Raw genomic sequence first — 23,641 nt, forward strand, 5'->3', positions numbered from 1 at the left:
CCTGAAACGCAGAGTCACACCGCATAACCCCGAAGAAGGCCCGCGTGATCGTCCCGGGCGGGGCGCTCCCCGACCGGCCAGGCGTCTCCCGCGGAGGTGGCATTGCGACGCACCGGGCCAAACGGCATACTCCCACGACCGATTTTGGAATCAACGGAGGCCGCGTCCATGGCGTTGAAGATCCTGGTGACCGCGAAGCGCGTCGAGGACCCCGAGTCGAAGATCCGTGTGAAGCCGGACGGTTCGGGCATCGTGACCGAAGGCGTGAACTACAAGATGAACCCCTTCGACGAGATCGCCGTCGAGGAGGCCCTGCGGCTCCGCGAGGCCCACGGCGGCGAGGTGGTGGTGGCCTCCATCGGCGGCGACAAGGCCCAGACCGAGATCCGGGCCGCGCTGGCCATGGGGGCCGATCGAGGCGTGCTGGTGCGCCACGAGGGGCCGCTCGACCCGGTGGTGGTGTCGGCGCTGCTCGCCAGGCTCTGCGAGCAGGAGAAGCCGGACCTGGTGCTGCTCGGCAAGCAGTCCATCGACGACGACCAGAACCAGGCCGGCCAGTACCTGGCCGCCCGCCTCGGGCTGCCGCAGGGCACCTTCGCCTCCAAGAAGGAGGGGCTGGAGAGCGAGGCCGAGCAGAAGAAGCAGCCCGGCCTGAAGCTCGGCGCCTCCGGCCAGGCGATCCAGGTGGTGCGCGAGGTGGACGGCGGCGTGGAGACCTTGGAGCTCGACCTGCCGGCGGTGGTGACGGTGGACCTCAGGCTCAACAAGCCGCGCTTCGCCTCGCTGCCCGGGATCATGAAGGCCAAGAAGAAGGAGCTGAAGGACCTGCCGGCCGCCTCGCTGGGCGTGGACCTCACCCCGCAGGTGGTCATCCGCGCGCTGGCCGAGCCGCCCCGGCGGCAGGGCGGCCTGAAGGTGGCCGACGTGGACGAGCTCTGGAAGAAGCTGCACGTGGACGCGAAGGTCCTCTAGGACCGGGAGAACCGACACCATGGCCAACGTCCTCGTCGTCGCCGAGCAGTCCGGCGGGCAGCTCAAGAAGTCCTCCCTGAACGCCGTGGGGGCCGGGCAGCTGCTCTGCGCCCGCACCGGCGGGCAGCTCCACGTGGCGCTGCTGGGCCACGGCCTGGGCGGCGCCCCCGCCGCGCTGGCGGCGCTGGGGGTGACGGTCCACGCGGCCGACCACGCGGCCCTGGCCCACGGCCTGGCCGAGGCGGCCGCGCCGGTGGTGGTGCAGATCGCCCGGGCCTGCGGCGCCACCTGGGTGGGCGGGGCCGCCACCTCCGGCGGCAAGGACCTGCTGCCCAGGGCGGCCGCGCTGCTCGACGCCGCCATGGCCACCGAGGTGCTGGCCTTCGCCGGCCAGGGGGCCGAGGTGCTGCTGCGCCGCCCCATGTGGGCCGGCAACGTGGTGGCCGACGTGGCGCTGGGCACCGCCGTGAAGGCCTTCACCATCCGCCCCACCGAGTTCGCGCCGGCCACGCCGGCGGCGGCGCCGGGCGAGGTGAAGGTGGTGGCGGTGACGCCGGGGGCGCTCCGGACCCGCTTCGTGGAGTTCACCGAGGTGAAGTCGGCCCGGCCCGAGCTGACCGAGGCCCGGGTGGTGGTGTCCGGCGGGCGCGGCACCAAGGGCGACTTCAAGCCCATCGAGGCGCTGGCCGACCTGCTGGGCGCCGCGGTGGGCGCCAGCCGCGCCGCGGTGGACGCCGGCTGGGTGCCCAACGACTGGCAGGTGGGCCAGACCGGCAAGGTGGTGGCGCCGGAGCTCTACGTGGCGGCCGGCATCTCGGGGGCCATCCAGCACCTGGCGGGCATGAAGGGCTCCAAGGTGATCGTGGCCATCAACAAGGACCCGGAGGCCCCGGTCTTCGCCGTGGCCGACTTCGGCCTGGTGGGCGACCTCTTCAAGGTGCTGCCGGAGCTGGAGGCGAGGATCAAGGCCGGCACGTGACCGAGCCGGACCTGGCCGGGCTGGGGGTCCACCGGATCGCCATTCCCATCCCGTTCGCCGCCGCCGGCGGGCCGGTCAACCTGTACGTCATCGAGCAGGCCGACGGGGGCCTGACCCTCTTCGACGCCGGGCTGGGCTCCGACGAGGCGCAGGCCGCCCTGCTGGCCGGCTTCGCACGGCTGGGGTTCTCCCTCTCGCAGGTGCGCCGCATCGTGGTGAGCCACGGCCACGTGGACCACTTCGGCGCGGCCCGCTTCGTGGCGGAGCAGGCCGGGCGCGCGGTGGAGGTGCTGGCCCACCCGGCCGACGCCCCCAAGCTCGACGAGGCCGGCCCCGCCTTCGCCGCCCTCATGCCGGCCTTCGACGCCCACTTCGAGCGGCTCGGCGTGCCGGCCGAGGTGCGGCTGGTGATGCGCCAGGCCGGCGAGCGGAGCCACGGCCTGTCGCGCCGCGTGCCCGACGTCCAGCCCATCGGCGAGGGCGACGTGGTGGAGGGGCGCGCGGTGCGCTTCGAGGTGCGCCACTTCCCCGGCCACACGCCCGGGCTGGTGGCGCTGCACGAGCCCCGGCTCGGCCTGCTGCTGCCGGCCGACCACCTGCTGGAGCGGATCTCGCCCAACCCGCTCATCGAGCTGGGACCCGACGGGCAGGACGGCTTCTTCCGGCCGCTGCTGGCCTACCTGGCCTCGCTGGCCAGGACCCGCGCCCTCGAGCTGGCGCTGGTGCTGCCGGGCCACGGGCCGCCGTTCTCCGGCCACCGCCGGGTCATCGACGGCCTGACCGGCTTCTACCTGAAGCGGCAGGCGCGGCTGGCCGGCTTCCTGGCCGGGGGGCCGCGCACCGGCTGGCAGCTCACCAGCGCGCTCTTCCCGCTCTCCCGGCCGCACGAGGCCTTCCTGACGGTGAGCGAGGCGGTGGCCAACCTGGAGGTCATGCAGGCGCGCGGCGAGGTGGCGCGCCAGCTGGTGGGCGGCGGGTTCGAGTACCGGCTGGCGGGCTGATTCGCCCCTCGACAACCCACGCCCGGGCGGGCGATGTAGGGGGCCATGACGGACCTCCTCGCCCTCTTCGCGCAGCCCGACACCTGGATCGCCCTGGCCACCCTGTCGGCCATGGAGATCGTGCTGGGGCTCGACAACATCGTCTTCCTCACCATCCTGGCCGGGCGGCTGCCGGCCCACGAGCAGCCCAAGGCGCGCCGCCTCGGCCTGGCCTTCGCCCTGCTCACCCGGCTCGGCCTGCTCTTCGCCATCTCCTGGGTGATGGGGCTGACCCAGCCGCTCTTCGCGGTGCTGGGGCACGACATCTCGGGCCGCGACCTCATCCTGCTCGGCGGCGGCCTCTTCCTCATCGCCAAGGCCACCTTCGAGATCCACGACAAGCTGGAGGTGGAGCACGCCCCCAGGCCCGGCCCCAAGGGCGCCGGCGCCTTCTGGGGGGTCATCACCCAGATCGCGGTGCTGGACATCGTCTTCTCGCTCGACTCGGTCATCACCGCGGTGGGCATGGCGCAGCACCTGCCGGTCATGGTGGCGGCCATGGTGCTGGCGGTGGGGGTCATGCTGATCTTCGCCGGGCCGGTGGGCGAGTTCGTGGAGCGCCACCCCACCGTGAAGATGCTGGCCCTCTCCTTCCTGATCCTCATCGGCGTCATGCTGGTGGCCGAGGCCTTCGGCAAGCACGTCGACAAGGGCTACATCTACTTCGCCATGGCCTTCTCGCTGCTGGTGGAGCTGCTCAACCAGCGGATGCGCAAGGCCAAGGCGGCGCCGGTCCACCTGCACGGGCCGGCCGAGGAGCGGGCGGGGCCGCCGCCGGCCTGACCACCGGGGTGGGCGCCGGGGGTCAGGGCCAGCCACGCCCCCGGGGACCTGGCCGGCCGCCCCTCCGCCAGACGGGGAGGGCGGCGCCAGGGCCGATCGGGTATCCTCGCCCCCTTCCCTGGAGGCGCCTCATGTCGGTGGTGCAGCTCTCGGTCTTCCTCGAGAACGCGGCGGGTCGCCTCGCCGAGGTGGCCGAGGTGCTGGCCGGGGGCGCCGTCAACGTGCGGGCCCTGGCCCTGGCCGACATGGCCGAGTTCGGCATCCTGCGCCTGGTGGTCGACCAGCCCGAGCGCGCCCGCGCCGCCCTGAAGGCCGCCGGCTTCACCACCACCAGCACGCCGGTGGTGGCGGTGGGCATCCCCGACAGCCCGGGCGGCCTGGCCGCCGTGCTGCGGGCCCTCTCCGCCAGGGGCCTGGCGGTCGAGTACATGTACGCCTTCGCCCGCCGCCAGGGCGAGGAGGCCATCATCCTGTTCCGGGTCGAGGACCACGACGGCGCGGTGGCCGCGCTGGCCGCGGCCCGCCTGCGGGTGCTCGACGCCGCCGAGGTCCACGCCGCGTGATCCGCCGCGCCGCCCCCGCACCGCACCACGAAGGCCGCACCCGGGGCACGGCGCCCCGGCCAACCCCGACGACGAGGAAGGCACCGACATGAGGCTCCCCTCCCCGCTGCCCCTGCTGCTCGCCCTGCTCACCCTGGCGCTCCCGGCCCGCGCCGCCGAGCCGCTCAAGGTGGGCGCCCTCTTGTCCGTCACCGGCCCGGCCTCCTTCCTGGGAGGTCCGGAGCAGCGGACCCTGGAGATGGCGGTGGAGGACCTGAACGCCCGGGGCGGCCTGGGCGGTCGCCCGGTGCAGCTCATCGTCAAGGACACCGGCGGCAGCCCGGAGAAGGCGGTCTCCTTCGCCAAGCAGCTCATCGACGAGGAGCAGGTCTTCGCCATCATCGGCCCGTCCACCAGCGGCGAGACCATGGCGGTGAAGGGGCTGGCCGAGGGCTCCGGCACGCTCCTGCTCTCCTGCGCCGCGGCCGAGGTGATCGTGAACCCGGTGGCCAGGTGGGTCTTCAAGACCGCCCAGAAGGACAGCCACGCCGCCGCCATGATCTTCCAGCAGCTCCGGAAGCAGGGGCTCACCAAGGTGGGCGTCCTCACCAGCAACACCGGCTTCGGCAAGGCCGGCAAGGAGCAGCTGGAGAAGCTGGCGCCGGAGTTCGGCGTCCAGATCCTGGTCTCCGAGACCTACGACAAGGCGGCCACCGACCTGACCGCCGAGGTCACCAAGGTGAAGGCGGCCGGCGTGCAGGCGCTGGTGAACTGGTCGATCGAGCCGGCCCAGGCCATCGTCATCAAGAACGCCCGCCAGCTGGGCCTGACCATCCCCATCTTCCAGAGCCACGGCTTCGGCAACATCCAGTACGTCAAGGCGGCCGGGGCCGCCGCCGAGGGGGTGGTCTTCCCCATGGGCCGGGTGGTGGTGGCCGAGGCGCTGCCGGAGAAGCACCCGCAGAAGCAGGTGCTGGTGGCCTACAAGAAGGCCTACGAGGCCCGCTTCAAGGAGGACGTCTCCGGCTTCGGCGGCTACGCCTACGACGCGCTCCTGCTCCTGTCCCAGGCCGTCAAGGCGGCCGGCACCGAGCGCGAGGCGGTGCGCAGCGCGGTGGAGAAGCTCTCCGGGGTGGTGGGCGTCAGCGGCACCTTCGGCTTCTCGCCCACCGACCACAACGGCCTGGGGCTCGACTCCTTCGAGCTCCTCACGGTGAAGGACGGCAAGTTCGCCCTGCTGGGCGCCAAGTGACCACCCGGCCCATCGCCCCCGGAGCCCATATGACCCGCGCGCGCACCCCCGCCCTCGCCCCCGCCCTCGCCGCCGCGGCCTGCCTGGCCGCCGCCCTGCTCGGCCCCACCCCGGCCCTGGCCGCCGACCCCATCAAGGTGGGCGCCATCCTGGCCGTCACCGGCCCGGCCTCCAACCTGGGCGCCCCCGAGGCCCGCACCCTGGAGATGCTGGTGGAGCAGCAGAACGCCCGGGGCGGCGTGGGCGGCCGGCCCCTCCAGCTGCTGCTGCGCGACTCGGGCGGCAGCCCGGAGAAGGCGGTCTCCTTCGCCAAGCAGCTCATCGACGAGGAGCAGGTGGTGGCCATCATCGGCCCCTCCACCAGCGGCGAGACCATGGCCATCAAGGCCCTGGCCGAGCAGGGCCAGACCATCCTGCTCTCCTGCGCCGCCGCCGAGGTGATCGTGAACCCGCTGGCGCGCTGGGTCTTCAAGGTGGCCCCCAAGGACGCCGACGCGGTGGACCTGATCTTCGCCCGCATGAAGGCGGCCGGCACCACCCGCATCGGCCTGCTCTCCAGCAACACCGGCTTCGGCAAGGCCGGCAAGGACCAGGTGGAGAAGCGCGCCGGCGCCGCCGGCATCCAGGTGCTGGTGAGCGAGGTCTACGACAAGGCGGCCACCGACCTGACCGCCGAGGTCACCAAGCTGAAGGCCGCCGGGGTGCAGGCGGTGCTCAACTGGTCCATCGAGCCGGCCCAGTCCATCGTGCTGAAGAACCTCCGCCAGGTGGGGCTGGAGGTGCCGGCCTACCAGAGCCACGGCTTCGCCAACGTGCAGTACGCCCGGGCCGCCGGGGCGGCCGCCGAGGGGGTGGTCTTCCCGGCCAGCCGCGTCGTGGTGGCCGACGGCCTGCCGGAGACCCACCCGCAGAAGAAGGTGGTGGCCGGCTACAAGGCGGCCTACGAGGCCCGCTTCAAGGAGGACGTCAGCACCTTCGGCGGCCACGGCTACGACGCCTTCACGGTGCTGGTGAAGGCGCTCGGCGAGGGGGGCGGCGACCGCGAGAAGGTGCGCGCCGCCATCGAGGGGACGCGCGGCCTGGTCGGCACGGCCGGGGTGTTCAACTTCTCGGCCACCGACCACAACGGCCTCGACGCCGGCGCCTTCGAGATGCTCACGGTGAAGGACGGCAGGTTCGTGCCGCTGACCAGCAAGCAGCCGTGACGACCGAGAACGCCCTCCAGTACCTCGTCGCCGGGCTGACCTACGGCACCATCTACGCGGTGGTGGGGATCGGCTTCAACATCATCTACAACACCACCGGCATCATCAACTTCGCCCAGGGCGAGTTCGTCATGCTGGGGGGGATGACGGCGGTGTCGCTGCACCGGGTGGTGCCGCTGCCGCTGGCCATCCTGGGGGCGGTGGCCAGCACCATGCTGGTGGGGGCGCTGGTGGAGGTGGCCTTCATCCGCTGGCTCCGGCGGCCCTCGGTCCTCAGGCTCATCATCATCACCATCGGCCTCTCCATCGTGCTGCGCGAGGCGGCGCTGCTCGCCTGGGGCGAGCAGGTGCGCTCCCTGCCCTACTTCAGCGGCGACGAGGTCTCGGCGCTCGACCTGGGCGGGGTGCGGGTCTCGCCGCAGGTGCTCTGGAGCCTGGGCACCTGCGCCCTGGTGGTGGCGGCCCTGGCGCTCTTCTTCCGCCACACCCGCACCGGGCGGGAGATGCGGGCCTGCGCCTCCAACCGCGAGGCGGCGGCGCTGTGCGGCCTCTCCACCCGCAACCTGGTGACCCTCTCCTTCGTCCTCTCGGCCGGCATCGGGGCCCTGGCCGGCTGCGTGGTCTCGCCCATCACCTACACCCGCTACGACATCGGGGGCTCGCTGGCCATCAAGGGGTTCACCGTGGCCATCCTGGGCGGCCTGGGCAACTCGGCGGCGGCGGTGGCGGCCGGCTTCCTGCTCGGCACCCTGGAGGCCTTCTCCATCGCGGTGCTGCCGGCCGCCTTCAAGGACGCGGTGGCCATCGCGCTCCTGCTCGGCCTGCTCTTCCTCCGCCCCTCCGGGCTCTTCGGCAGCCGCGAGCTCTCGCGGCTCAAGGCCTACTGAGCCATGCGGAGCCGCTACGCCCAGCTGGGCCTGTTCGCCCTGGTGGTGGTGGCCGTGCAGCTGGCCACCGCGCTGGGCGGCAAGCCCTTCTACCTGACGCAGCTCACCATGACCGCCTACGCCGGGCTGGTGGTCATCGGGCTGTGCCTGTTCATGGGCTACGCCGGGCAGATCTCGCTGGGCCACGCCGGCTTCTTCGCCATCGGCGGCTACACCTCGGCCTTCCTCACCACCTTCGACCTGACGGCCGGCCGCGGCGCCGGGCTCACCGCCTGGGCCGGGCGCTGGCACCTCCTGGTGCAGCGCCCCGACCTCTACGGCGGCGAGCTGCTCACGGTGCGGCCCTGGCCGGCGGCGCTGGCGGCGGTGGCGCTGGCGGTGCTGGTGGCGGCCCTGGTGGGCGTGCCGGTCCTCAGGCTCAAGGGGCACTACCTGGCCATGGCCACCCTGGGCTTCGGCACCATCGTCTCCTCGGTGGTGGTGGGCACCGAGCGGCTGGGGGCGGCCGACGGCCTCTCCGGCGTGCCGGCCTTCGAGCTGGGGCTGGGCCTGGCGGTGACCGGCGGCGCCGCCGCGCGGGTGCAGAACTACTACCTGGCCTGGGGGCTGGTGGCCCTCGGCATGTGGCTGCTGCTCAACCTGGTGGCCTCGCGGGTGGGCCGGGCGCTGCGCGCCATCCACGGGGCCGAGGACGCGGCCGGCGCCATGGGCATCGACGTGGCCGACTTCAAGCTGCGCACCTTCGTGCTCTCGGCGGCCTTCGCGGCCCTGGCCGGCGTGCTGCTGACCCACTACACCGGCGGCATCGGCCCCTCCGAGGCGGCGGTGATGAAGTCGGTGCGCTACGTGGCCATCGTGGCGGTGGGCGGCATGGGCAGCCTGTGGGGCACCCTGCTGGTCGGCTCGGCGCTGCAGTTCCTCTCGCTGCGTGGCCTCTTCGGCTCCTTCGACGACGCGGTCTTCGGGGTGATCCTCATCGCCGTGATGCTCTTCGCCCCGGACGGCCTGCTCCGGGTCGACCTGGCCGGGGCGGCGCGCGCGCTCCTGCGGCGGCCCGGCGCGCCGGCGGCGGAGGGCTGAGGCGTGGCGCTGCTCGAGGTGGCCGGGCTCGGCAAGCGGTTCGGCGGCCTGCAGGCCGTCAAGGACGTGGCCTTCACGGTGGCGCCCGGCACGGTGAAGGCGATCATCGGCCCCAACGGCGCCGGCAAGACCACCCTCTTCAACCTCATCTCCGGCGTCACCCCGCCGGACCGGGGCACCGTGACCTTCAAGGGCCAGGCCATCCAGGGCCGGCCCACCCACCAGGTGGCGGCGCTCGGGCTGTCGCGCACCTTCCAGCAGATCCGGCTCTTCTCCGGCATGACGGCGCTGGAGAACGTCATGGTGGGCCGCCACGCCCGCACCCGGGCCGGCTTCCTGGCCGGGCTGACCCACTGGCCCGGCCGGTGGGCCGAGGAGCGCGACACCAGGCGGCGCGCCCAGGAGGCGCTGGAGTTCCTCTCGCTCGGCGAGGTGGCCGGCGCCGAGGCGGTCAGCCTCTCCTACGGCCAGCAGCGCGGGGTGGAGCTGGCCCGGGCCCTGGCCTCCGAGCCCGACCTGCTGCTCCTCGACGAGCCGGCGGCCGGCCTCAACATGAAGGAGACCGCCGCGCTGGCCACCCTCATCGGCCGCATCCGCGACCGCGGCGTGACGGTGCTGCTGGTGGAGCACGACATGTCGCTGGTGATGGAGATCTCCGACGAGGTGGCGGTGCTCTGCTTCGGCGAGAAGATCGCCGACGCCGCGCCGGCCGCGGTGCAGCGGGACCCCGAGGTGATCCGCGTCTACCTGGGGGACGACGCGTGCTGAGGGTGCGGAACCTCGACGTGGCCTACGGGCAGCGGCTGGCGCTGCGCCACGTCTCGCTGCACGTGGACCCGGGGGAGATCGTCTCGCTCATCGGCGCCAACGGGGCCGGCAAGACCACGCTCCTGCGCACCGTGGCGGGGCTGGGCCGCGGCCGCGCCGGGGAGGTGCTGTTCGACGGGCGGGACGTGACCCGGCTGCCGCCCGAGCAGGTGGTGATGCTGGGCTGCTCGCTGGTGCCGGAGGGGCGCCAGGTCTTCGCCACCATGCCGGTGCGGGAGAACCTGCTGCTGGGCGCCACCGTGCAGTACCGGCGCGGGCGCCACCGCGAGGTGGAGGAGGACCTGCGGCGCGCCTACCGGCTCTTCCCGCGGCTGGAGCAGCGGGCCGCCCAGCTGGCCGGCACCCTCTCGGGCGGCGAGCAGCAGATGCTGGCCATGGCGCGGGCCCTGATGGCCCGGCCGCGCCTGGTGATGCTCGACGAGCCCTCCATGGGCCTGGCGCCGCTGGTGGTGAAGGACCTGTTCCAGGCCATCCGCACCATCCGCGACGAGGGGGCCACGGTGCTGCTGGTGGAGCAGAACGCCCGCGGCGCGCTCAGGCTCTCCGACCGCGGCTACGTGCTGGAGACCGGGCGCATCGTCTTGACCGGGAGCGCCGCGGCGCTCCTGCAGAACCGCGACGTGCAGCGCGCCTACCTGGGCGGAGAGCCCAGCGCGGCGCGCGAGGGGGAGGAGCGGCGATGAGCGAAGCCACCTGCTGGCAGCCGGAGATCGAGCGGATGGACCGGGAGGCGCTGGCGCAGCTCCAGCTGGAGCGGCTGGAGGCCACCCTGACCCGGGTCTACCGGACGCTGCCCTTCTACCGCCGGCGGCTCGACGAGGCCGGCGTGGACCCGGACGGCGTCCGCTCGCCGGCCGACCTGCGCCGCATCCCCTTCACCACCAAGGAGGACCTGCGGCAGAGCTACCCCTACGGCCTCTTCGCCGTGCCGCTGCGCGACGTGGTGCGGCTGCACGCCTCCTCGGGCACCACCGGCCTCTCCACGGTGGTGGGCTACACCCGCAACGACCTGGCCGCCTGGTCGAACGCGGTGGCGCGGGTCATGGTGGCGGGCGGCGTCACCAAGGACGACGTGGTGCAGGTGGCCTTCCACTACGGCCTCTTCACCGGCGGCTTCGGGCTGCACCAGGGGGCCGAGCTGCTGGGCGCCTCGGTCATCCCCATGTCGAGCGGCCACTCCCGGCAGCAGCTGCGCATCATGCAGGACTACCGGACCACCGCGCTGGTGTGCACGCCCAGCTACGCCCTGCACCTGGCCGAGGAGCTCACCGAGCAGCGGGTGGCGCGCGGCGCCCTGTCGCTGCGGGTGGGGCTCTTCGGCGGCGAGCCCTGGAGCGAGGCCATGCGCCGCCAGCTGGAGGAGCAGCTGCAGATCACCGCCACCGACAACTACGGCCTCTCCGAGCTGATGGGGCCGGGGGTGGCCGGCGAGTGCCAGGCCAAGCAGGGGCTGCACCTGGCCGAGGACCACTTCCTGGCGGAGCTGGTGCACCCGGAGACCGGCGCGCCGGCCCGGGAGGGCGAGGTGGGGGAGCTGGTGCTCACCACCCTCACCAAGGAGGCCTTCCCGCTGCTGCGCTACCGCACCGGCGACCTCACCACCCTCACCGCGGCGCCCTGCCCCTGCGGCCGCACCCTGGCGCGCATGGGGCGGGTGCTGGGCCGCACCGACGACCAGCTCATCATCAAGGGGGTCAAGGTCTACCCCTCGCAGATCGAGGCGGTGCTGGTGACGCTCCCGGGGGCCGATCCCCACTACCAGATCGTGCTGACGCGCCGCGCCGCCATCGACGAGGCCACCGTGCTGGTGGAGGTGTCGGAGGCCATCTTCTTCGACGAGATGCGCCGCCAGAGCGGCCTGCGCGAGACCATCACCCGCCGCCTGGCCGACGAGCTGGGGGTCTCGGTGGCGGTCAAGCTGGTGGAGCGCAAGTCGCTGGCCCGCAGCGAGGGCAAGGCCACGCGGGTGGTGGACCAGCGCGGTGGCTCGTCCGGGCTGGCGGCCCCGGGTGACGTCGTGTAGAAGGCGCGCCGTGGCCGACCTCTCCCTGCTGGTGCTGACGCTCTTCTGGGGCACCACCTTCACCCTGGTGAAGGGGGCGCTGGAGATCGCCTCCACCGGGGTCTTCCTGGTGGCCCGCTTCGCCACCGCGGCGCTGGTGCTGGGGCTGGTGGCGGTGCTGCGGCGCGACCGCCTCGGCCCCGCCTTCTGGCGCCACGGCCTGACGCTCGGGCTGTTCATGCTGGGCGGCTTCGTCTTCCAGACCCTGGGCCTGGCCCTCACCACCCCGGCCCGCTCCGGCTTCATCACCGGCATGTCGGTGGCCATCGTGCCCTTCATCGCCCGCTTCACCCTGGGGCGGCCGGTGCACCGCTTCGCCTGGGGCGGCGCGGCGCTGGCGGTGGTGGGGCTGACCTTGCTGACCCGGCCCTTCGACGCCGGCGCGGTGACCGCGGCGGTGCGGCTCGGCGACCTCCTGACGCTGGGCTGCGCCGTGGCCTACGCGCTCCAGATCGCCTACATGAGCGAGTGGTCGCACCGGCACCCGCTGGTCCCCTTCACCCTGCTGCAGGTGTCGGTGGTGCTGCTGGGGGCCCTGCTCCTGGCGCCGCTCGAGGGGCCGCGCCTCGACACCGCCCGCTGGCGGGAGTTCGCCGTGGTGGTGGCCTTCACCGGCCTGGCCATGACGGCCTTCGCCTTCTTCGTGATGAACTGGGCGCAGCGCCACACCAGCGCGGTGCGGGCCGCCCTCATCTACGCGCTGGAGCCGGTGGCGGCGGCGCTCTTCAGCCGGCTGGTCACCGGCGAGGAGCTGGGCGCGGCCGGGTGGGTCGGCGGCGGCCTGATCGTCGTGGGGGTGGTGGCGGGCGAGCTGGGCGGCCTGTGGGTCGGGCGCGCCGCCGCCTGAGGCGCGGGCGCGCCTAGGGGTGGGCCGCCAGCGAGGGGGCCCAGGAGGCCGGCTGGGCGGCCGCGGCCGGGTCGAGCGTGAGGAGCTTCCGGCCGATCATGGCGAAGAGCACCCCCTCCAGCCCGCGCCAGTCGGGCCCCAGCCGCTCCTGCAGGGCCTTCACGGAGAGGCCCGGCCCCACCGCGCGCATCACCGCCACCTCGTCGGGGGCCAGCTCTGGCGCCACCCGCGGCACCGGGCCGAGGTGCAGCGTGTCGGCCAGCGCCAGCGAGTCGGGCGCCAGCTGGTAGGTGGCCAGGCCCGGGTAGGCCGCCACCAGCAGGTCGAACCAGCTGCCGGTGGTGGGGAGGAAGGGCGGGTCGAAGGACACGCCGATGCGCCAGGGGGCCTGGCTGCTGGCCCAGGCCACCGTGCCGGTCACCGCCAGGGGCGAGTCGAGCCGCTCGCTGGTCAGCACCAGCTTGACCGGGTCGCCCTTCTTGAAGGGCCCGGGCGCGGCCAGCTGGCAGCCCTTGGGGCCGAAGTCGGTGGTGTCGGAGGCCCAGAAGCCGCCGCCGGGCAGGAGGCAGCGGGCCTCGCAGCGAGCGGGGGCGCGCGGCACGCGCCTGGGGTTCTGGATCGAGTCGGTCATCGGGTCTCCTCCCGCGTGGAGACCACTGATGTTACGGGGCCGGGTCGGCGGGCGCCAGCGTCCGTTTCGACCACAGGGTGCGCAGCCGCTCCGCCACCAGCTGGCGCAGGGCGCTGGCCTCGAAGGGCTTCTCGACGCAGGGGTTCCCCACGGTGGCCAGGAAGTCGCGGGCCCGGGCCGTGAAGGCGCCGCCGGTGATGAAGATCACGCCGGCCGCCTGCGCCGGGTCGTGGGCCTGCAGCGCGGCGTGGAAGTCCATGCCCGAGAGGTCCGGCATCATCAGGTCGCACAGGATCAGGTCGAACCGCTCGCCGAGGTGCAGCCGCCGCAGCGCCTCGCGGGCGTCCTCCAGGGTCACCACCTCCGGGCCGCCCGAGAGGGCCCGCGCCAGCAGGTTGAGGACCAGCGGGTCGTCGTCGATGACCAGCAGCCTGGCGCCGGAGGGCAGCGGGACCGCCGGCGCCGGCGCGGCGGGGGCGGGCCGGGGGGCGGCGCCCTCGGCGGCCGAGGCGGCCAGGGCCGGCAGGTGGACGCGGAAGGTGCTGCCGCGCCCGGCCTCGCTCTCCACCTCGATGCGGCCGCCCAGCGAGGTGACGATGCCGTGGCAGATGGCCAGGCCCAGGCCCGTGCCGCCGCCCACCGGCCGGGTGGTGAAGAAGGGCTCGAAGATGCGGGCCCGCACCTCCGGCGTCATGCCGGCCCCGCTGTCGGACACCTCGGCCACCACCACGCCCGGCGCGCCCGGCCGCACCGTCACGGTGACCTGGTGGTCGGCGCCGGGGTGGTCGCCCAGGGCGTGGCCGGCGTTGACCAGCAGGTTGAGGAAGACCTGCTCCAGCCGCCGGCCCACCGCCGTGACCCGCGGGACCTCCTGGTAGCGCTCCACCAGGCGGGCCCGGTGGCGCAGCTCGTTGCGGGCCAGGGCCACCGCCGAGCGCATCACCTCGGCCACGTCGGTGGGCGCCAGCGGCTCCTCGTCGGGGCGGGAGAAGGCCTTGAGGCCGCGCACCACGTCGCGCACCCGCTCGGCGCCCTGCATGGCGTCCAGCAGGGCCTGCTCCGTCTCGCCCAGCTCGGCGGCGATCTCGGCGGGGACCAGCGGCCGCACCCGGGCCAGCTGGTCGCGCAGGTAGACCAGGTTGCCCATGATGCTGGTGAGCGGGTTGTTGATCTCGTGGGCCGCGCCGGCCGCCAGGGTCCCCACCCCGGCCAGCCGCAGCGCCGCCTCGGCCTGCCGCCGCGCCGTGACGTCGCGGTTCACCGCGACGCAGTACTGGCGGCCGCCGTGCTGCAGCGGGTGGACGCTGGTCTCCAGCCAGCGGGTCGGGGCGCCAGCGGCGTGCACCGGCTTCTCGCCGACGAACCGCCCGGCGCTGCCGAGGGTGGCCCACAGCTGGGCCCAGGCCGGCTCGGTCAGGCTGCGGTCCACCTCCCAGGCCAGGCGGCCCAGCACCTGGTCGCGGGGCAGGCCGAGCAGGCGGCAGGCGGCCACGTTGCACCAGGCGACGCGCCCCGAGGCCTCGATGACCGAGATGGCCTCGCTGGAGCGCTCCATGGCCCCGTGGGCCAGCCGCAGGGCGTCCTCCACCTCGCGCCGCTCGCTGCGCAGGGCCGCCTCGGTGGCGGCGCGGGCGCGGGCCAGCTCGGTGAGCATCTCGTTGAAGGCGGCGGCCAGCCGGGCCGCCTCGTCGCGGCCCACCACCGCCACCCGGGTGTCGAGGGCGCCGGTGGTGGAGATGCTCCAGGCCGAGGCGGCCAGGTCGCGGATGGGGGCGGCCAGCGCCTCGGCCTGGCGCCGGCTCAGCACCAGCGCGAAGCCCAGCACCCCCAGCACGGCGGCCAGGTGGCCCAGGCCCAGCACCAGGATGGAGCTGGTGAGCAGGGCCCGCGGCTGGCCGACCTCGACGCGCAGGCCGAGGGCCTGGAAGGGCGCGGCCACCTGGACCGGCCGGGAGACGGTGAGCCGGTCCGCCCAGCCCTGCTGGTCGCCGGCCAGGACCCGGCCGGCGCCGTCGAGCAGCCGCGCGGGCTGGCCGGCGCCGGCCAGCCCGGCGGCCAGGGAGGCCAGCGGGAGCTCGGCCGCCACCACCCCCTCCACCGGGCCCGAGGCGGTGCACTGCACCGGGGCCATCACCATCAAGTGGGCCGTGGCCCCCTCGCCGTGCACCTGGGCCCGCCAGGCGCCGGCCACCACGGGCGCCCACTCCGACGCCTCCACCGTGGGCGCCTCGTTGCCGGACCCGAGGATCCCGCCCCGGGTGTCGAGCAGCGCCAGGCGGGTCGGGTAGGGGAGCGGCAGCCGGTGCGAGCGCAGGAAGGGGAGGCCGTAGCGCCGCCAGCCGGCCTGATCGGTGAGCGCGGTGGTGAGGAGGGTGCCGCCGGCCACGTCGGCCAGCGCCTCGCGGGTGGCCTGGAGGGACAGCGCCAGCTCGCGGGCCTGCAGGTCGGCGCGCGCGCCCAGGCGGGCCTCGAACTCCAGGCGGGCCGCCCGGGCCGAGAAGCTGAAGGAGAGGAGCGCGGCCGGCACCAGCACCAGGAGCGACACGGCCACCGCGGCCAGCGACAAGCGGTTGGCGAGGGTGTCGCCGCGCCAGCGACGGAAGCGCTGGAGGATGCCCTGGCGGGAGCTGGAGCGGGCGCGGGCCATGGTCAGGCGGTGGCCGGCGGGCCGGTGCGCGCAGGATGCGGAACCATCTACTCCCCCCCCGGAGCGGTGCAGGTCCGACCATTCGATGGAGCGACGACCACTGTAGTCCCGCGGCGCGCCCGGGAGCCTTGACGGAAGCCGGAAAAAATCAATTATGACTGTCGGCGGTTGGGCTGACGCGCGCGGGCGCGTCACCGGCGCGCAGGACGCAGCGTCAAGGTGGCCGCAGGCCCGGGGATCGGGCAGTCCAGCTGCCGGTCCCCGGCCAGTCAACGGTCCGTCCGGGTCCCCGTCCAGCCGCCGTCCGGCCGCCGTCAGCCCGGTGCGCTAGATCCTCTCCCTCATGCGCCTCCCGCCCATCGAGCTCGTCCGCGGCGAGCTCAAGATCACCGGCGCGCCGCTGCACCTCGACGCGCGGCGCCGGGCGCCCTGCGCCTTCGTCAGCCACGCGCACGGCGACCACATCGGGCGCCACGACCGGACCATCGCCACCCCGGCCACGCTGGCCCTCATGAACCACCGGCTCGGCGAGCCGAAGCGCAAGGTGAAGGCGGAGCACCTGCCGGTGGGCTACCGGCAGCCCTTCGGCCTCGGCGAGCTCACGCTGGAGCTCTTCCCGGCCGGCCACGTGCTCGGCTCGGCGCAGCTGCGCGTCACCTTCCGCGACGGCCGCACCCTGGGCTACACCGGCGACCTGTGCACCGAGCCCACCCACGCCGCCGAGGCGGCCGAGGTGATGCCCTGCGACGTGCTGGTGCTGGAGTCCACCTTCGGGCTGCCGCGCTACGTCTTCCCCGGGAAGGCGGAGACCCTGGCCCGGGTGCGCGCCTTCTGCGACGACGCGCTCTCCGACGGCGCCACGCCGGTGCTCTACGGCTACTCGCTGGGCAAGGCGCAGGAGATCCTGGCCTTCCTCTCCGGCGCCGGCTACGCCTGCCGGGTCCACCCGGTGGTGCACGCCATCGACCTGGTCTACCAGGCGCACGGCGTGGCCCTGCCGGGGGTGCGGGTGCTCGACCCCGAGGCGCCGCCGGTGGGCGAGGTGGTGGTGGTGCCGCAGCAGCTGGCCTTCAGCCCGGCCATGCGCGCGGTGCGGCGGCGGCGCACCGCGGTGCTGACCGGCTGGGCCATCGACGGCGACCGCTTCTTCCGGGGGGTGGACGCGGCCTTCCCGCTCTCCGACCACGCCGACTACCCGTCGCTGCTGGCCTACGCCCGCGCCACCGGGGCCAGCCGGGTCTTCACGGTGCACGGCCACGCCGCCGAGCTGGCGGCCTCGCTCCGGCGCGAGGGGATCCGCGCCCAGCCGCTGGCCGAGCAGCAGCAGCTCGAGCTGCTGTGATCCGGGTGGGGCCGGCGGGGGCGGGTCGGGCCGCGGGCCGGGCGCCCCATCTGTAGTACAAGGGCCCCGTGATCGAGCTCACCGTCTCCGCCGACGCCGCCGGCCAGCGGCTCGACAAGTACGTCCGCCGGGCCCTGAAGGACGTGCCGCTGTCGCACGTCTACAAGATGTTCCGCACCCGCAAGGTGAAGGTGAACGAGGCCCGCGGCAAGCCGGAGCAGCTGCTGGTCGAGGGCGACCGGGTGGCCATCTTCGGCGACCAGGAGAAGCTGCTGGCCAAGGCCGCCCCCGGCCCGGCGGGCCGGCGCCAGGGCGGCCCCGCGCTCGACGTGCTCTTCGAGGACGACGACCTGTTCGCCGTGAACAAGCCGGCCGGCCTGGCCGCCCACCCGGGCACCGGCATCACCGGCGCCACCCTGGTGGAGCTGGTGCGCCAGCACGTGGTCGGCTCGAGCGCGCTGCCGGCCACCGAGTTCAAGCCCTCGCCGGCCCACCGGCTCGACCGCGAGACCTCCGGCGTCATCCTGGTGGCCAAGAACCGCCGCACCATGGCGGCCCTGGCGGCCATGTTCGAGCACAAGGAGGACGTCAAGAAGCAGTACCTCACGCTGGTGAAGGGCAAGATGCCGCGCGAGACCGGGCTGCTCGACACCCCGCTCTCCGAGCACGAGCAGACCGCCCGCTCCAAGGAGCAGCGGGGCGTCAACCTGCAGCCGGCCCTGACCCGCTGGAAGGTGCTGGCCTCGATGAAGGAGGCCTCGCTGCTGGGGGTGGTCATCGAGACCGGGCGCACCCACCAGATCCGGCGCCACCTGCAGGGGGCCGGCCACGTGGTGGCGGGCGACTCGCGCTACGGCGACTTCAACTTCAACCGGGTGGCGCGGGCCCGCTGGGCGCTCAGGCGCATGTTCCTGCACGCCTGGAAGCTCAGCCTGCCGCACCCGGTCACCGGGGCCAGGCTGGCGCTGACGGCGCCGCTGCCGCCGGAGCTGCGCGAGGTCCTGAAGATGATGAACCTGCCGGTGCCCGAGGGCGCCTGAGGGCTGGCGCGGGGCGGCCGGCTCGCGACCGCCGCCGCCCTCACCTGGCCGCGGGCGCGACCTCGGCCGCGCTCTCGGCGACGGCGCGCGCCAGCGCCAGCGCCGCCCGGTCGGTCGGGGCCAGGGCGAAGACGCTCAGGTAGCGGTCGCCGAACTGCACCAGCACCACCGCCGAGCGGCGCTGGCCGATCTTCGGGTCCAGGCTGGGCGGGGCGTCGGTGAGGGTCTGGCAGGCCGGGCGGCCACCCACCGCGAGCTGCTGCGGGGCGCCGGCCAGCCCCTGCGGCGTGCAGTGCATGGCCCCCTGCTCCACCTCGACCCGGAGCTCGCTGCGCCCGCGCCGCGCCAGGTAGAGCCTGTCGTTCAGCTCGCCCGGCTCGTGCTCCAGCTTCTCCTCCACCGCGTAGCCGGCCGGGAGGAGGAACCGCACTCCCTTGTCGATCCGCTCGGTGGGCTGGGCGCGTGAGGCCTTGGCCCTGGGGGCGGGCGCCGGGGTGGGCGCGGCGGCGGCCCAGGCGGGCAGGCACAGGGCGGCGGCGAGGGCGGCGGCGAGCGGGGCGGCGAACGGGGCGCTGCGGGGCTGGGGCATGGGCCTCTCCTCTGCCAGTGCCGTACCACGCCCGCCCGCCCCCCGGGGCGCCGGCGGGCGCCGGGTCCGCCCGCCCCCTGGGTCGCCGCGAGAAGGCTCGTTGAACCCCCGCCCCACCCCCGCGTATGGTCGTCCCCCTCATGCGCTCACCCCAGGACCAGACCCCGGCCGAGGCCGGCCCGGGCGGCCCGACCGGGACCAGGCTGGTGCTCACCGGCCTGCCGCCTGCCGGCCCGGCCTGGCGGCGCGTCCTCCGGTGGGCGCTCTACGGCGCCCTGGTGCTCGGCAACGTCGCGCTGGCGGCGCTGGTGGGGCTCTGGCTGCACTTCTCGAGCGGCCTGCCCGACCTGCCGAGCGTGGAGGGCTACCGCCCGCCCATCGTCACCGAGGTCATCTCGGCCGACGGCCAGATCGCCGGCGAGTTCTTCACCGAGCGGCGCAAGGTGGTGCCGTACCAGCGCATCCCGCGCCGGCTCATCCAGGCCTTCCTGGCCTCCGAGGACCAGCGCTTCTTCGACCACGGCGGGGTGGACTGGCGCGGCACCCTGCGCGCCGGCCTGACCACCTACGTGCTGCGCCGCGGCGTCAAGGGCGGCTCCACCATCACCCAGCAGACCGCCAAGGCCATCCTGGTCTCGGCCGAGGGGTTCTCCGAGGGGACGCGGCGCACCCTGCGCCGCAAGCTGCGCGAGCTCATCCTGGCCACCCGGCTGGAGCGGTCGCTCTCCAAGGAGCAGATCCTCTGGCTCTACCTGAACGGCGTCTACCTGGGGCACCACAGCTACGGGGTGCAGGCGGCGGCCGAGAACTACTTCCGCAAGAACGTGGAGGACCTGACCCTGGAGGAGGCGGCGCTGCTGGCCGGCCTGCCGCAGGCCCCCTCGCGCTACAGCCCCTTCGCCCACCCGGAGTCGGCCAAGGACCGGCGCCGCTACGTGCTGCGCCGCATGGTGGAGGAGGGGTTCATCGGCGCCGACCAGCGCGCCCGGGCCGAGGCCGCCGAGGTGAAGGTCTTCGGGGTGGACGACGTCTTCCGCGAGACCGCGCCCTTCTACGTGGAGCAGGGGCGGCGGCAGGTGGTCGAGCGGTACGGCAACGAGCGGCTCCTCCAGGACGGCCTGCGGGTGGAGCTGGCCATGGACCTGGAGAAGCAGCGGGCCGCCCAGGCCGCCATGCTCAAGGGGCTCATGGAGGTGGACCACCGCCAGGGCTTCCACGGCCCGGTGTCGCACGTGGAGGGGGCGGAGCGGCAGGCCCTGCAGGCGCGGCTGGCCCGGGCCTGGCCGGCCGGGGCCCTCGGGCCCGGCGACTACGCGGTGGGGATCGTGGACCGGGTGGACGAGAAGGCGGCCGCGGTCACGGTGGGCGGGCAGGCCGGCCTGCTGCCGGTGGCCGGGCTGCGCTGGGCCCGCAAGCCCAACCCGGAGGTCTCCTACCCCGACGCGCTGGTGGGCCGCGCCAGCGCGGTGCTGCGCGCCGGCGACGTGGTGCTGGTGCGCCGGGTGGAGCGGCGCGAGCTGGCCGAGCGGGAGGAGAACGACCCGGCCCGCCTGAAGGAGCTGCCGCAGGCCGAGGTGCTGCTGGCGCTGGAGCAGGAGCCGACCCTGCAGGGGGCCCTGGTCTCGGTGGACCCGGTGAGCGGCGCGGTGGTGGCCATGGTGGGCGGCTACGACTTCGAGGCCTCGGAGTTCAACCGCGCCTTCCAGTCCTGCCGCCAGCCCGGCTCGGCCTTCAAGCCGCTGGTGTACGCGGCGGCCCTGGAGAAGCTGGGCTGGACGCCGGCCACCATCCTGACCGACGCGCCCATCGTCTTCCGCGACGACCAGAGCGCCTGGAAGCCGCAGAACTACGGGGAGGACTTCAAGGGCGACGTCACCCTGCGCTCGGCGCTGGTCCACTCCATGAACATCCCGGCGGTCAAGACCGCCGAGGCGCTGGCCAGCAAGCTGGGGCCGGCCTTCCTGGGCGAGTGGGCCCGGCAGCTCGGGTTGACCACCCCGGTCAAGCAGGAGCTGGGCAGCGCGCTGGGCTCCTCCTGCGTCTCGCTCTGGGAGCTCACCGGCGTGTACGCCCTGCTGGCCCGCTACGGCGAGAAGCGGCCGGGCGTGATGGTGCGGCGGGTGCTCGACCGGGAGGGGCGCACCCTGGAGGACCACACCGAGCCGCGCGACCCCTGGGTGCCGCTCTCGACGCGCCTGGGCGCGGCGGTGGCCGAGGTGACGCGCCCGCGGGCGCGGGCCATGGACGAGCGGACCGCCTACCAGGTGGTGCACCTGCTGCGCGAGGTGGCCACGGTGGGCACCGGCGCCCAGGCGGCCCGGCTGGGCAAGCCGGCGGCCGGCAAGACCGGCACCACCAACGACTCCTTCGACACCTGGTTCATGGGGTTCACCCGCGACCTCGCCACCGGGGTCTGGCTGGGCTACGACGTCAACGTCACGCCGCTGGGCCGCTACGAGACCGGCGGCCGCGCCGCCCTGCCCATCTGGCTGGACTACATGTCGGCCGCCCTGCGGGACCGGCCGCAGGAGGAGTTCGTGCCGCCGGCCGGCATCGTGGAGGTGCGCATCGACCCCGACACCGGGCAGGTGGCCGGCCCGGGCGAGCGCGGCGTGCTCGAGCCCTTCAAGGAGGGGACCGAGCCGAAGGGCGCCGGCGAGGGCCAGCCGCCCAAGCCGGTGGAGGTGCAGGACCTGTTCATGCAGTAGCCGGCCGCCGCGCCGGCGGGCGGGAACCGGCCGGGCCAGGCCCGCCCTGGCAGGGCCCGCCGTGGTAGCATCCGCGCGCGCCATGCTGAGATCGATCGCGAAGCTGGGGGTGAAGCGGACGCTCTTCCTCTCGATCGCCGCCGCCCTGGCGGTGTCGGGGGTGTTCACCGGCGTGACGGTGAACCGGGTGGTGCTGGGGGCCCTGGAGCACGCCCAGGGCCACCGCGGCCAGGCCGACGCCCGGGTCCTGGCGGCCGGGCTGGCGCCGCTGCTGGCGGCCGGCCAGGAGGAGCGCCTGGCGGCCGAGATCGAGGCCACCTTCGACGAGGCGGACGACGCCTACGTGGTGGTGCTGCGGACCGACTACACGGTGGCGGCCAAGCGCTTCGCCCGCGCCGCCCCCGGCTCGGCCGAGGACGTGCGCGACGCCTTCGCCCGCAACCCCGCCGAGGCCATGGCGCTGGACGGCGGCCTCTACCGCTTCGCCGTGCCCATCAAGCTGGTGGTGACCGGGCCGGACGGCGGCCGCGGCGAGCGCGAGGTGGGGCACCTCCTGCTGGGCCTCTCGGCGGCCGAGACCAGCGCCCAGGTGAGCCAGGTGCGCTGGCTGGTGCTGGGGCTGCTGGCGCTGGGCGGCCTGATCCTGGCGGTGCTGGTCTACTGGTTCACCGCGCGGCTGGTGCTCCAGCCGCTGGCCGAGATGACCGTGGTGGTCCGGCGCATGAGCGAGTCGGACCTGTCGGCGCGGGCCGAGCGCATCGGCGACGACGAGCTCGGCGTCCTGGCCGAGTCGCTCAACAAGATCGGCGTGAACCTCTCGGCCACCCTGTCGCGGGTGCAGACCGTCACCGGCGGGGTGGCGGCGGTCATCGAGCGCATCGACCGCACCGGCAAGGCCGTCTCCGAGGGCGCCGGCACGGTGTCGGCGCGGGTGGTGGACACCTCCGCCTCCATGGGGGAGATGATCGCCTCCCTGAAGGGCATCGCCGACAACGTCGAGGTGCTGGCCCAGAGCGCCGAGGAGTCCTCCTCCTCGATCCTCCAGATGGCCGCCACCAACGACGAGGTGGCCGAGAACATCCAGGCGCTGGCCGCCTCGGTGGAGGAGACCACCGCCGCCATCGAGCAGATGACCTACTCCATCAAGGAGGTGGCCAAGAACATCGAGGACCTCTCGGCCACCACCGAGGAGACCTCCTCCTCCATGAACGAGATGGACGTCTCCATCTCGCAGGTGGAGACCAACGCCAACGAGACCGCCAAGCTCTCCGAGCAGGCCCAGCGCGACGCCGAGATGGGCGCCGAGGCGCTCTCCCGCACCCTCATGGGCATCGACAAGATCAAGGAGTCCTCCAAGGAGGCGGCCTCGGTCATCGAGGCGCTGGGCCGGAAGATCTCCGCCATCGGCAACATCCTCAACGTCATCGACGACGTGGCCGAGCAGACCAACCTGCTGGCCCTGAACGCCGCCATCCTGGCCGCCCAGTCGGGCGAGCACGGCAAGGGCTTCGCCGTGGTGGCCGACGAGATCAAGGACCTGGCCGAGCGGACCGGCGCCTCCACCAAGGAGATCGGGGAGCTGATCCGGGCGGTGCAGGAGCAGTCCAAGAGCGCCATCACCGCCATGGACCGCGGCGTGCGCAACGTCGAGGAGGGGGTGCGGCTGGGCCAGGAGACCGAGACCGCCCTCAAGAAGATCGAGGAGTCCTCCCACAAGGCCACCCAGATGGTGAAGGCCATCGCCCGCGCCACCATCGAGCAGGCGCGCGGGTCGAAGCAGGTCACCATGGCCATCAACCGCATCGCCGAGACGGTGCAGCAGATCGCCACCGCCACCGCCGAGCAGGCCCGGGGCTCCGAGCAGATCATGAAGAGCGCCGAGAAGATGAAGACCATCACCAAGCACGTGGAGCGCTCGTCGCAGGAGCAGGCCCGCGGCTCGAAGCAGATCACCAAGGCCATCGAGTCGATCAGCGAGATGGTGCACCACCTCAACCGGGCCCAGAAGGAGCAGACCAAGGGCACCGAGCAGGTGATGACCGCGGTGGTGCAGATCCGCCAGGTGGCCGAGACCCAGACCCACTCCGCCCGCGAGCTGGAGGGGGCCATCGCCGACCTGGCGGGCCAGGCGGACGTGCTGCGGGGCGAGGTCAAGCGCTTCCAGATTTAGCTGCGGCGAGCGATGCCGGCATTCGCGTGCCAGCCTC

Annotated in this window: 20 protein-coding genes; 17 read left to right on the top strand and 3 right to left on the bottom strand. The window is 74.1% G+C overall.

Going from position 1 to position 23,641, the window contains the following annotated elements:
- Nucleotides 1-168 precede the first annotated feature (168 nt).
- The 13 genes from IPO09_00870 (at nt 169) to IPO09_00930 (ending at nt 12,477) form a co-directional block, all read left to right on the top strand.
- Nucleotides 169-972: an electron transfer flavoprotein subunit beta/FixA family protein gene (locus IPO09_00870; protein ID MBK9515904.1), complete on the top strand. Its 804-nt coding sequence runs from the start codon at nt 169-171 to the stop codon at nt 970-972.
- A 19-nt stretch (nt 973-991) separates the two neighbouring features.
- Nucleotides 992-1,951 carry an electron transfer flavoprotein subunit alpha/FixB family protein gene (locus IPO09_00875; GenBank protein MBK9515905.1) on the top strand — a complete coding sequence of 320 codons (960 nt, stop codon included), beginning with the start codon at nt 992-994 and terminating at the stop codon, nt 1,949-1,951.
- Entirely contained in the window at nt 1,948-2,952 is a 1,005-nt protein-coding gene (locus IPO09_00880) for an MBL fold metallo-hydrolase (protein MBK9515906.1), read from the top strand. The genes IPO09_00875 and IPO09_00880 overlap by 4 nt, the downstream gene beginning before the upstream one ends.
- Before the next feature lie 45 nt (nt 2,953-2,997).
- Nucleotides 2,998-3,774 (top strand): TerC family protein, encoded by a 777-nt coding sequence (locus IPO09_00885; GenBank protein ID MBK9515907.1) that lies wholly within the window; start codon nt 2,998-3,000, stop codon nt 3,772-3,774.
- Nucleotides 3,775-3,905: 131 nt separating this feature from the next.
- Complete coding sequence (locus tag IPO09_00890) at nt 3,906-4,337, top strand: amino acid-binding protein (GenBank protein MBK9515908.1); 432 nt, start codon at nt 3,906-3,908, stop codon at nt 4,335-4,337.
- A gap of 88 nt (nt 4,338-4,425) precedes the next feature.
- Nucleotides 4,426-5,568 carry an ABC transporter substrate-binding protein gene (locus IPO09_00895; GenBank protein ID MBK9515909.1) on the top strand — a complete coding sequence of 381 codons (1,143 nt, stop codon included), beginning with the start codon at nt 4,426-4,428 and terminating at the stop codon, nt 5,566-5,568.
- Nucleotides 5,569-5,597: 29 nt separating this feature from the next.
- Entirely contained in the window at nt 5,598-6,773 is a 1,176-nt protein-coding gene (locus IPO09_00900) for an ABC transporter substrate-binding protein (protein MBK9515910.1), read from the top strand.
- Entirely contained in the window at nt 6,770-7,660 is an 891-nt protein-coding gene (locus tag IPO09_00905) for a branched-chain amino acid ABC transporter permease (GenBank protein ID MBK9515911.1), read from the top strand. Before IPO09_00900 ends, IPO09_00905 begins: the two co-directional genes overlap by 4 nt.
- 3 nt (nt 7,661-7,663) lie before the next feature.
- Nucleotides 7,664-8,740, top strand: coding sequence for a branched-chain amino acid ABC transporter permease (locus IPO09_00910; GenBank protein ID MBK9515912.1), 1,077 nt, complete (start codon nt 7,664-7,666; stop codon nt 8,738-8,740).
- 3 nt (nt 8,741-8,743) lie between these two features.
- Complete coding sequence (locus IPO09_00915; GenBank protein ID MBK9515913.1) at nt 8,744-9,508, top strand: ABC transporter ATP-binding protein; 765 nt, start codon at nt 8,744-8,746, stop codon at nt 9,506-9,508.
- Complete coding sequence (locus IPO09_00920) at nt 9,502-10,251, top strand: ABC transporter ATP-binding protein (GenBank protein ID MBK9515914.1); 750 nt, start codon at nt 9,502-9,504, stop codon at nt 10,249-10,251. Before IPO09_00915 ends, IPO09_00920 begins: the two co-directional genes overlap by 7 nt.
- Nucleotides 10,248-11,591: a phenylacetate--CoA ligase gene (locus tag IPO09_00925; GenBank protein MBK9515915.1), complete on the top strand. Its 1,344-nt coding sequence runs from the start codon at nt 10,248-10,250 to the stop codon at nt 11,589-11,591. The genes IPO09_00920 and IPO09_00925 overlap by 4 nt, the downstream gene beginning before the upstream one ends.
- Before the next feature lie 10 nt (nt 11,592-11,601).
- The gene (locus IPO09_00930; protein ID MBK9515916.1) at nt 11,602-12,477 is read left to right on the top strand and encodes a DMT family transporter; all 876 of its coding nucleotides are present in this window, start codon (nt 11,602-11,604) and stop codon (nt 12,475-12,477) included.
- A gap of 13 nt (nt 12,478-12,490) precedes the next feature.
- Here IPO09_00930 and IPO09_00935 read toward each other — a convergent pair whose 3' ends face one another.
- The gene (locus tag IPO09_00935; protein ID MBK9515917.1) at nt 12,491-13,108 is read right to left on the bottom strand and encodes a PilZ domain-containing protein; all 618 of its coding nucleotides are present in this window, start codon (nt 13,106-13,108) and stop codon (nt 12,491-12,493) included.
- Between the two features lie 31 nt (nt 13,109-13,139).
- Complete coding sequence (locus IPO09_00940) at nt 13,140-15,755, bottom strand: response regulator (GenBank protein MBK9515918.1); 2,616 nt, start codon at nt 15,753-15,755, stop codon at nt 13,140-13,142.
- Between the two features lie 343 nt (nt 15,756-16,098).
- On the opposite strand from IPO09_00940, the gene IPO09_00945 reads away from it, so the two are divergent.
- A complete protein-coding gene (locus tag IPO09_00945; GenBank protein ID MBK9515919.1) occupies nt 16,099-17,097 on the top strand; it encodes an MBL fold metallo-hydrolase in 999 nt (332 codons plus the stop codon).
- A 68-nt stretch (nt 17,098-17,165) separates the two neighbouring features.
- Nucleotides 17,166-18,137, top strand: a complete 972-nt coding sequence (locus tag IPO09_00950) for an RluA family pseudouridine synthase (protein ID MBK9515920.1) — start codon at nt 17,166-17,168, stop codon at nt 18,135-18,137.
- 40 nt (nt 18,138-18,177) lie between these two features.
- Here IPO09_00950 and IPO09_00955 read toward each other — a convergent pair whose 3' ends face one another.
- A complete protein-coding gene (locus IPO09_00955) occupies nt 18,178-18,726 on the bottom strand; it encodes a hypothetical protein (protein MBK9515921.1) in 549 nt (182 codons plus the stop codon).
- A gap of 140 nt (nt 18,727-18,866) precedes the next feature.
- Between IPO09_00955 and IPO09_00960 the strand changes: the two genes are divergently transcribed.
- Nucleotides 18,867-21,434 carry a PBP1A family penicillin-binding protein gene (locus tag IPO09_00960; GenBank protein ID MBK9515922.1) on the top strand — a complete coding sequence of 856 codons (2,568 nt, stop codon included), beginning with the start codon at nt 18,867-18,869 and terminating at the stop codon, nt 21,432-21,434.
- Between the two features lie 82 nt (nt 21,435-21,516).
- On the top strand, nt 21,517-23,604 hold the full coding sequence (locus IPO09_00965; GenBank protein MBK9515923.1) for a HAMP domain-containing protein: 2,088 nt from the start codon (nt 21,517-21,519) through the stop codon (nt 23,602-23,604).
- Nucleotides 23,605-23,641: the final 37 nt, after the last annotated feature.

It is taken from the genome of Anaeromyxobacter sp. (assembly GCA_016718565.1).
GTDB lineage: Bacteria > Myxococcota > Myxococcia > Myxococcales > Anaeromyxobacteraceae > JADKCZ01.

Coding starts and splice junctions, on each gene's coding strand:
- IPO09_00870 (MBK9515904.1), top strand. CDS start 169: ATGGCGTTGAAGATCCTGGTGACCGCGAAGCGCGTCGAGGACCCCGAG.
- IPO09_00875 (MBK9515905.1), top strand. CDS start 992: ATGGCCAACGTCCTCGTCGTCGCCGAGCAGTCCGGCGGGCAGCTCAAG.
- IPO09_00885 (MBK9515907.1), top strand. CDS start 2,998: ATGACGGACCTCCTCGCCCTCTTCGCGCAGCCCGACACCTGGATCGCC.
- IPO09_00890 (MBK9515908.1), top strand. CDS start 3,906: ATGTCGGTGGTGCAGCTCTCGGTCTTCCTCGAGAACGCGGCGGGTCGC.
- IPO09_00895 (MBK9515909.1), top strand. CDS start 4,426: ATGAGGCTCCCCTCCCCGCTGCCCCTGCTGCTCGCCCTGCTCACCCTG.
- IPO09_00900 (MBK9515910.1), top strand. CDS start 5,598: ATGACCCGCGCGCGCACCCCCGCCCTCGCCCCCGCCCTCGCCGCCGCG.
- IPO09_00910 (MBK9515912.1), top strand. CDS start 7,664: ATGCGGAGCCGCTACGCCCAGCTGGGCCTGTTCGCCCTGGTGGTGGTG.
- IPO09_00925 (MBK9515915.1), top strand. CDS start 10,248: ATGAGCGAAGCCACCTGCTGGCAGCCGGAGATCGAGCGGATGGACCGG.
- IPO09_00935 (MBK9515917.1), bottom strand. CDS start 13,108: ATGACCGACTCGATCCAGAACCCCAGGCGCGTGCCGCGCGCCCCCGCT.
- IPO09_00940 (MBK9515918.1), bottom strand. CDS start 15,755: ATGGCCCGCGCCCGCTCCAGCTCCCGCCAGGGCATCCTCCAGCGCTTC.
- IPO09_00945 (MBK9515919.1), top strand. CDS start 16,099: ATGCGCCTCCCGCCCATCGAGCTCGTCCGCGGCGAGCTCAAGATCACC.
- IPO09_00955 (MBK9515921.1), bottom strand. CDS start 18,726: ATGCCCCAGCCCCGCAGCGCCCCGTTCGCCGCCCCGCTCGCCGCCGCC.
- IPO09_00960 (MBK9515922.1), top strand. CDS start 18,867: ATGCGCTCACCCCAGGACCAGACCCCGGCCGAGGCCGGCCCGGGCGGC.
- IPO09_00965 (MBK9515923.1), top strand. CDS start 21,517: ATGCTGAGATCGATCGCGAAGCTGGGGGTGAAGCGGACGCTCTTCCTC.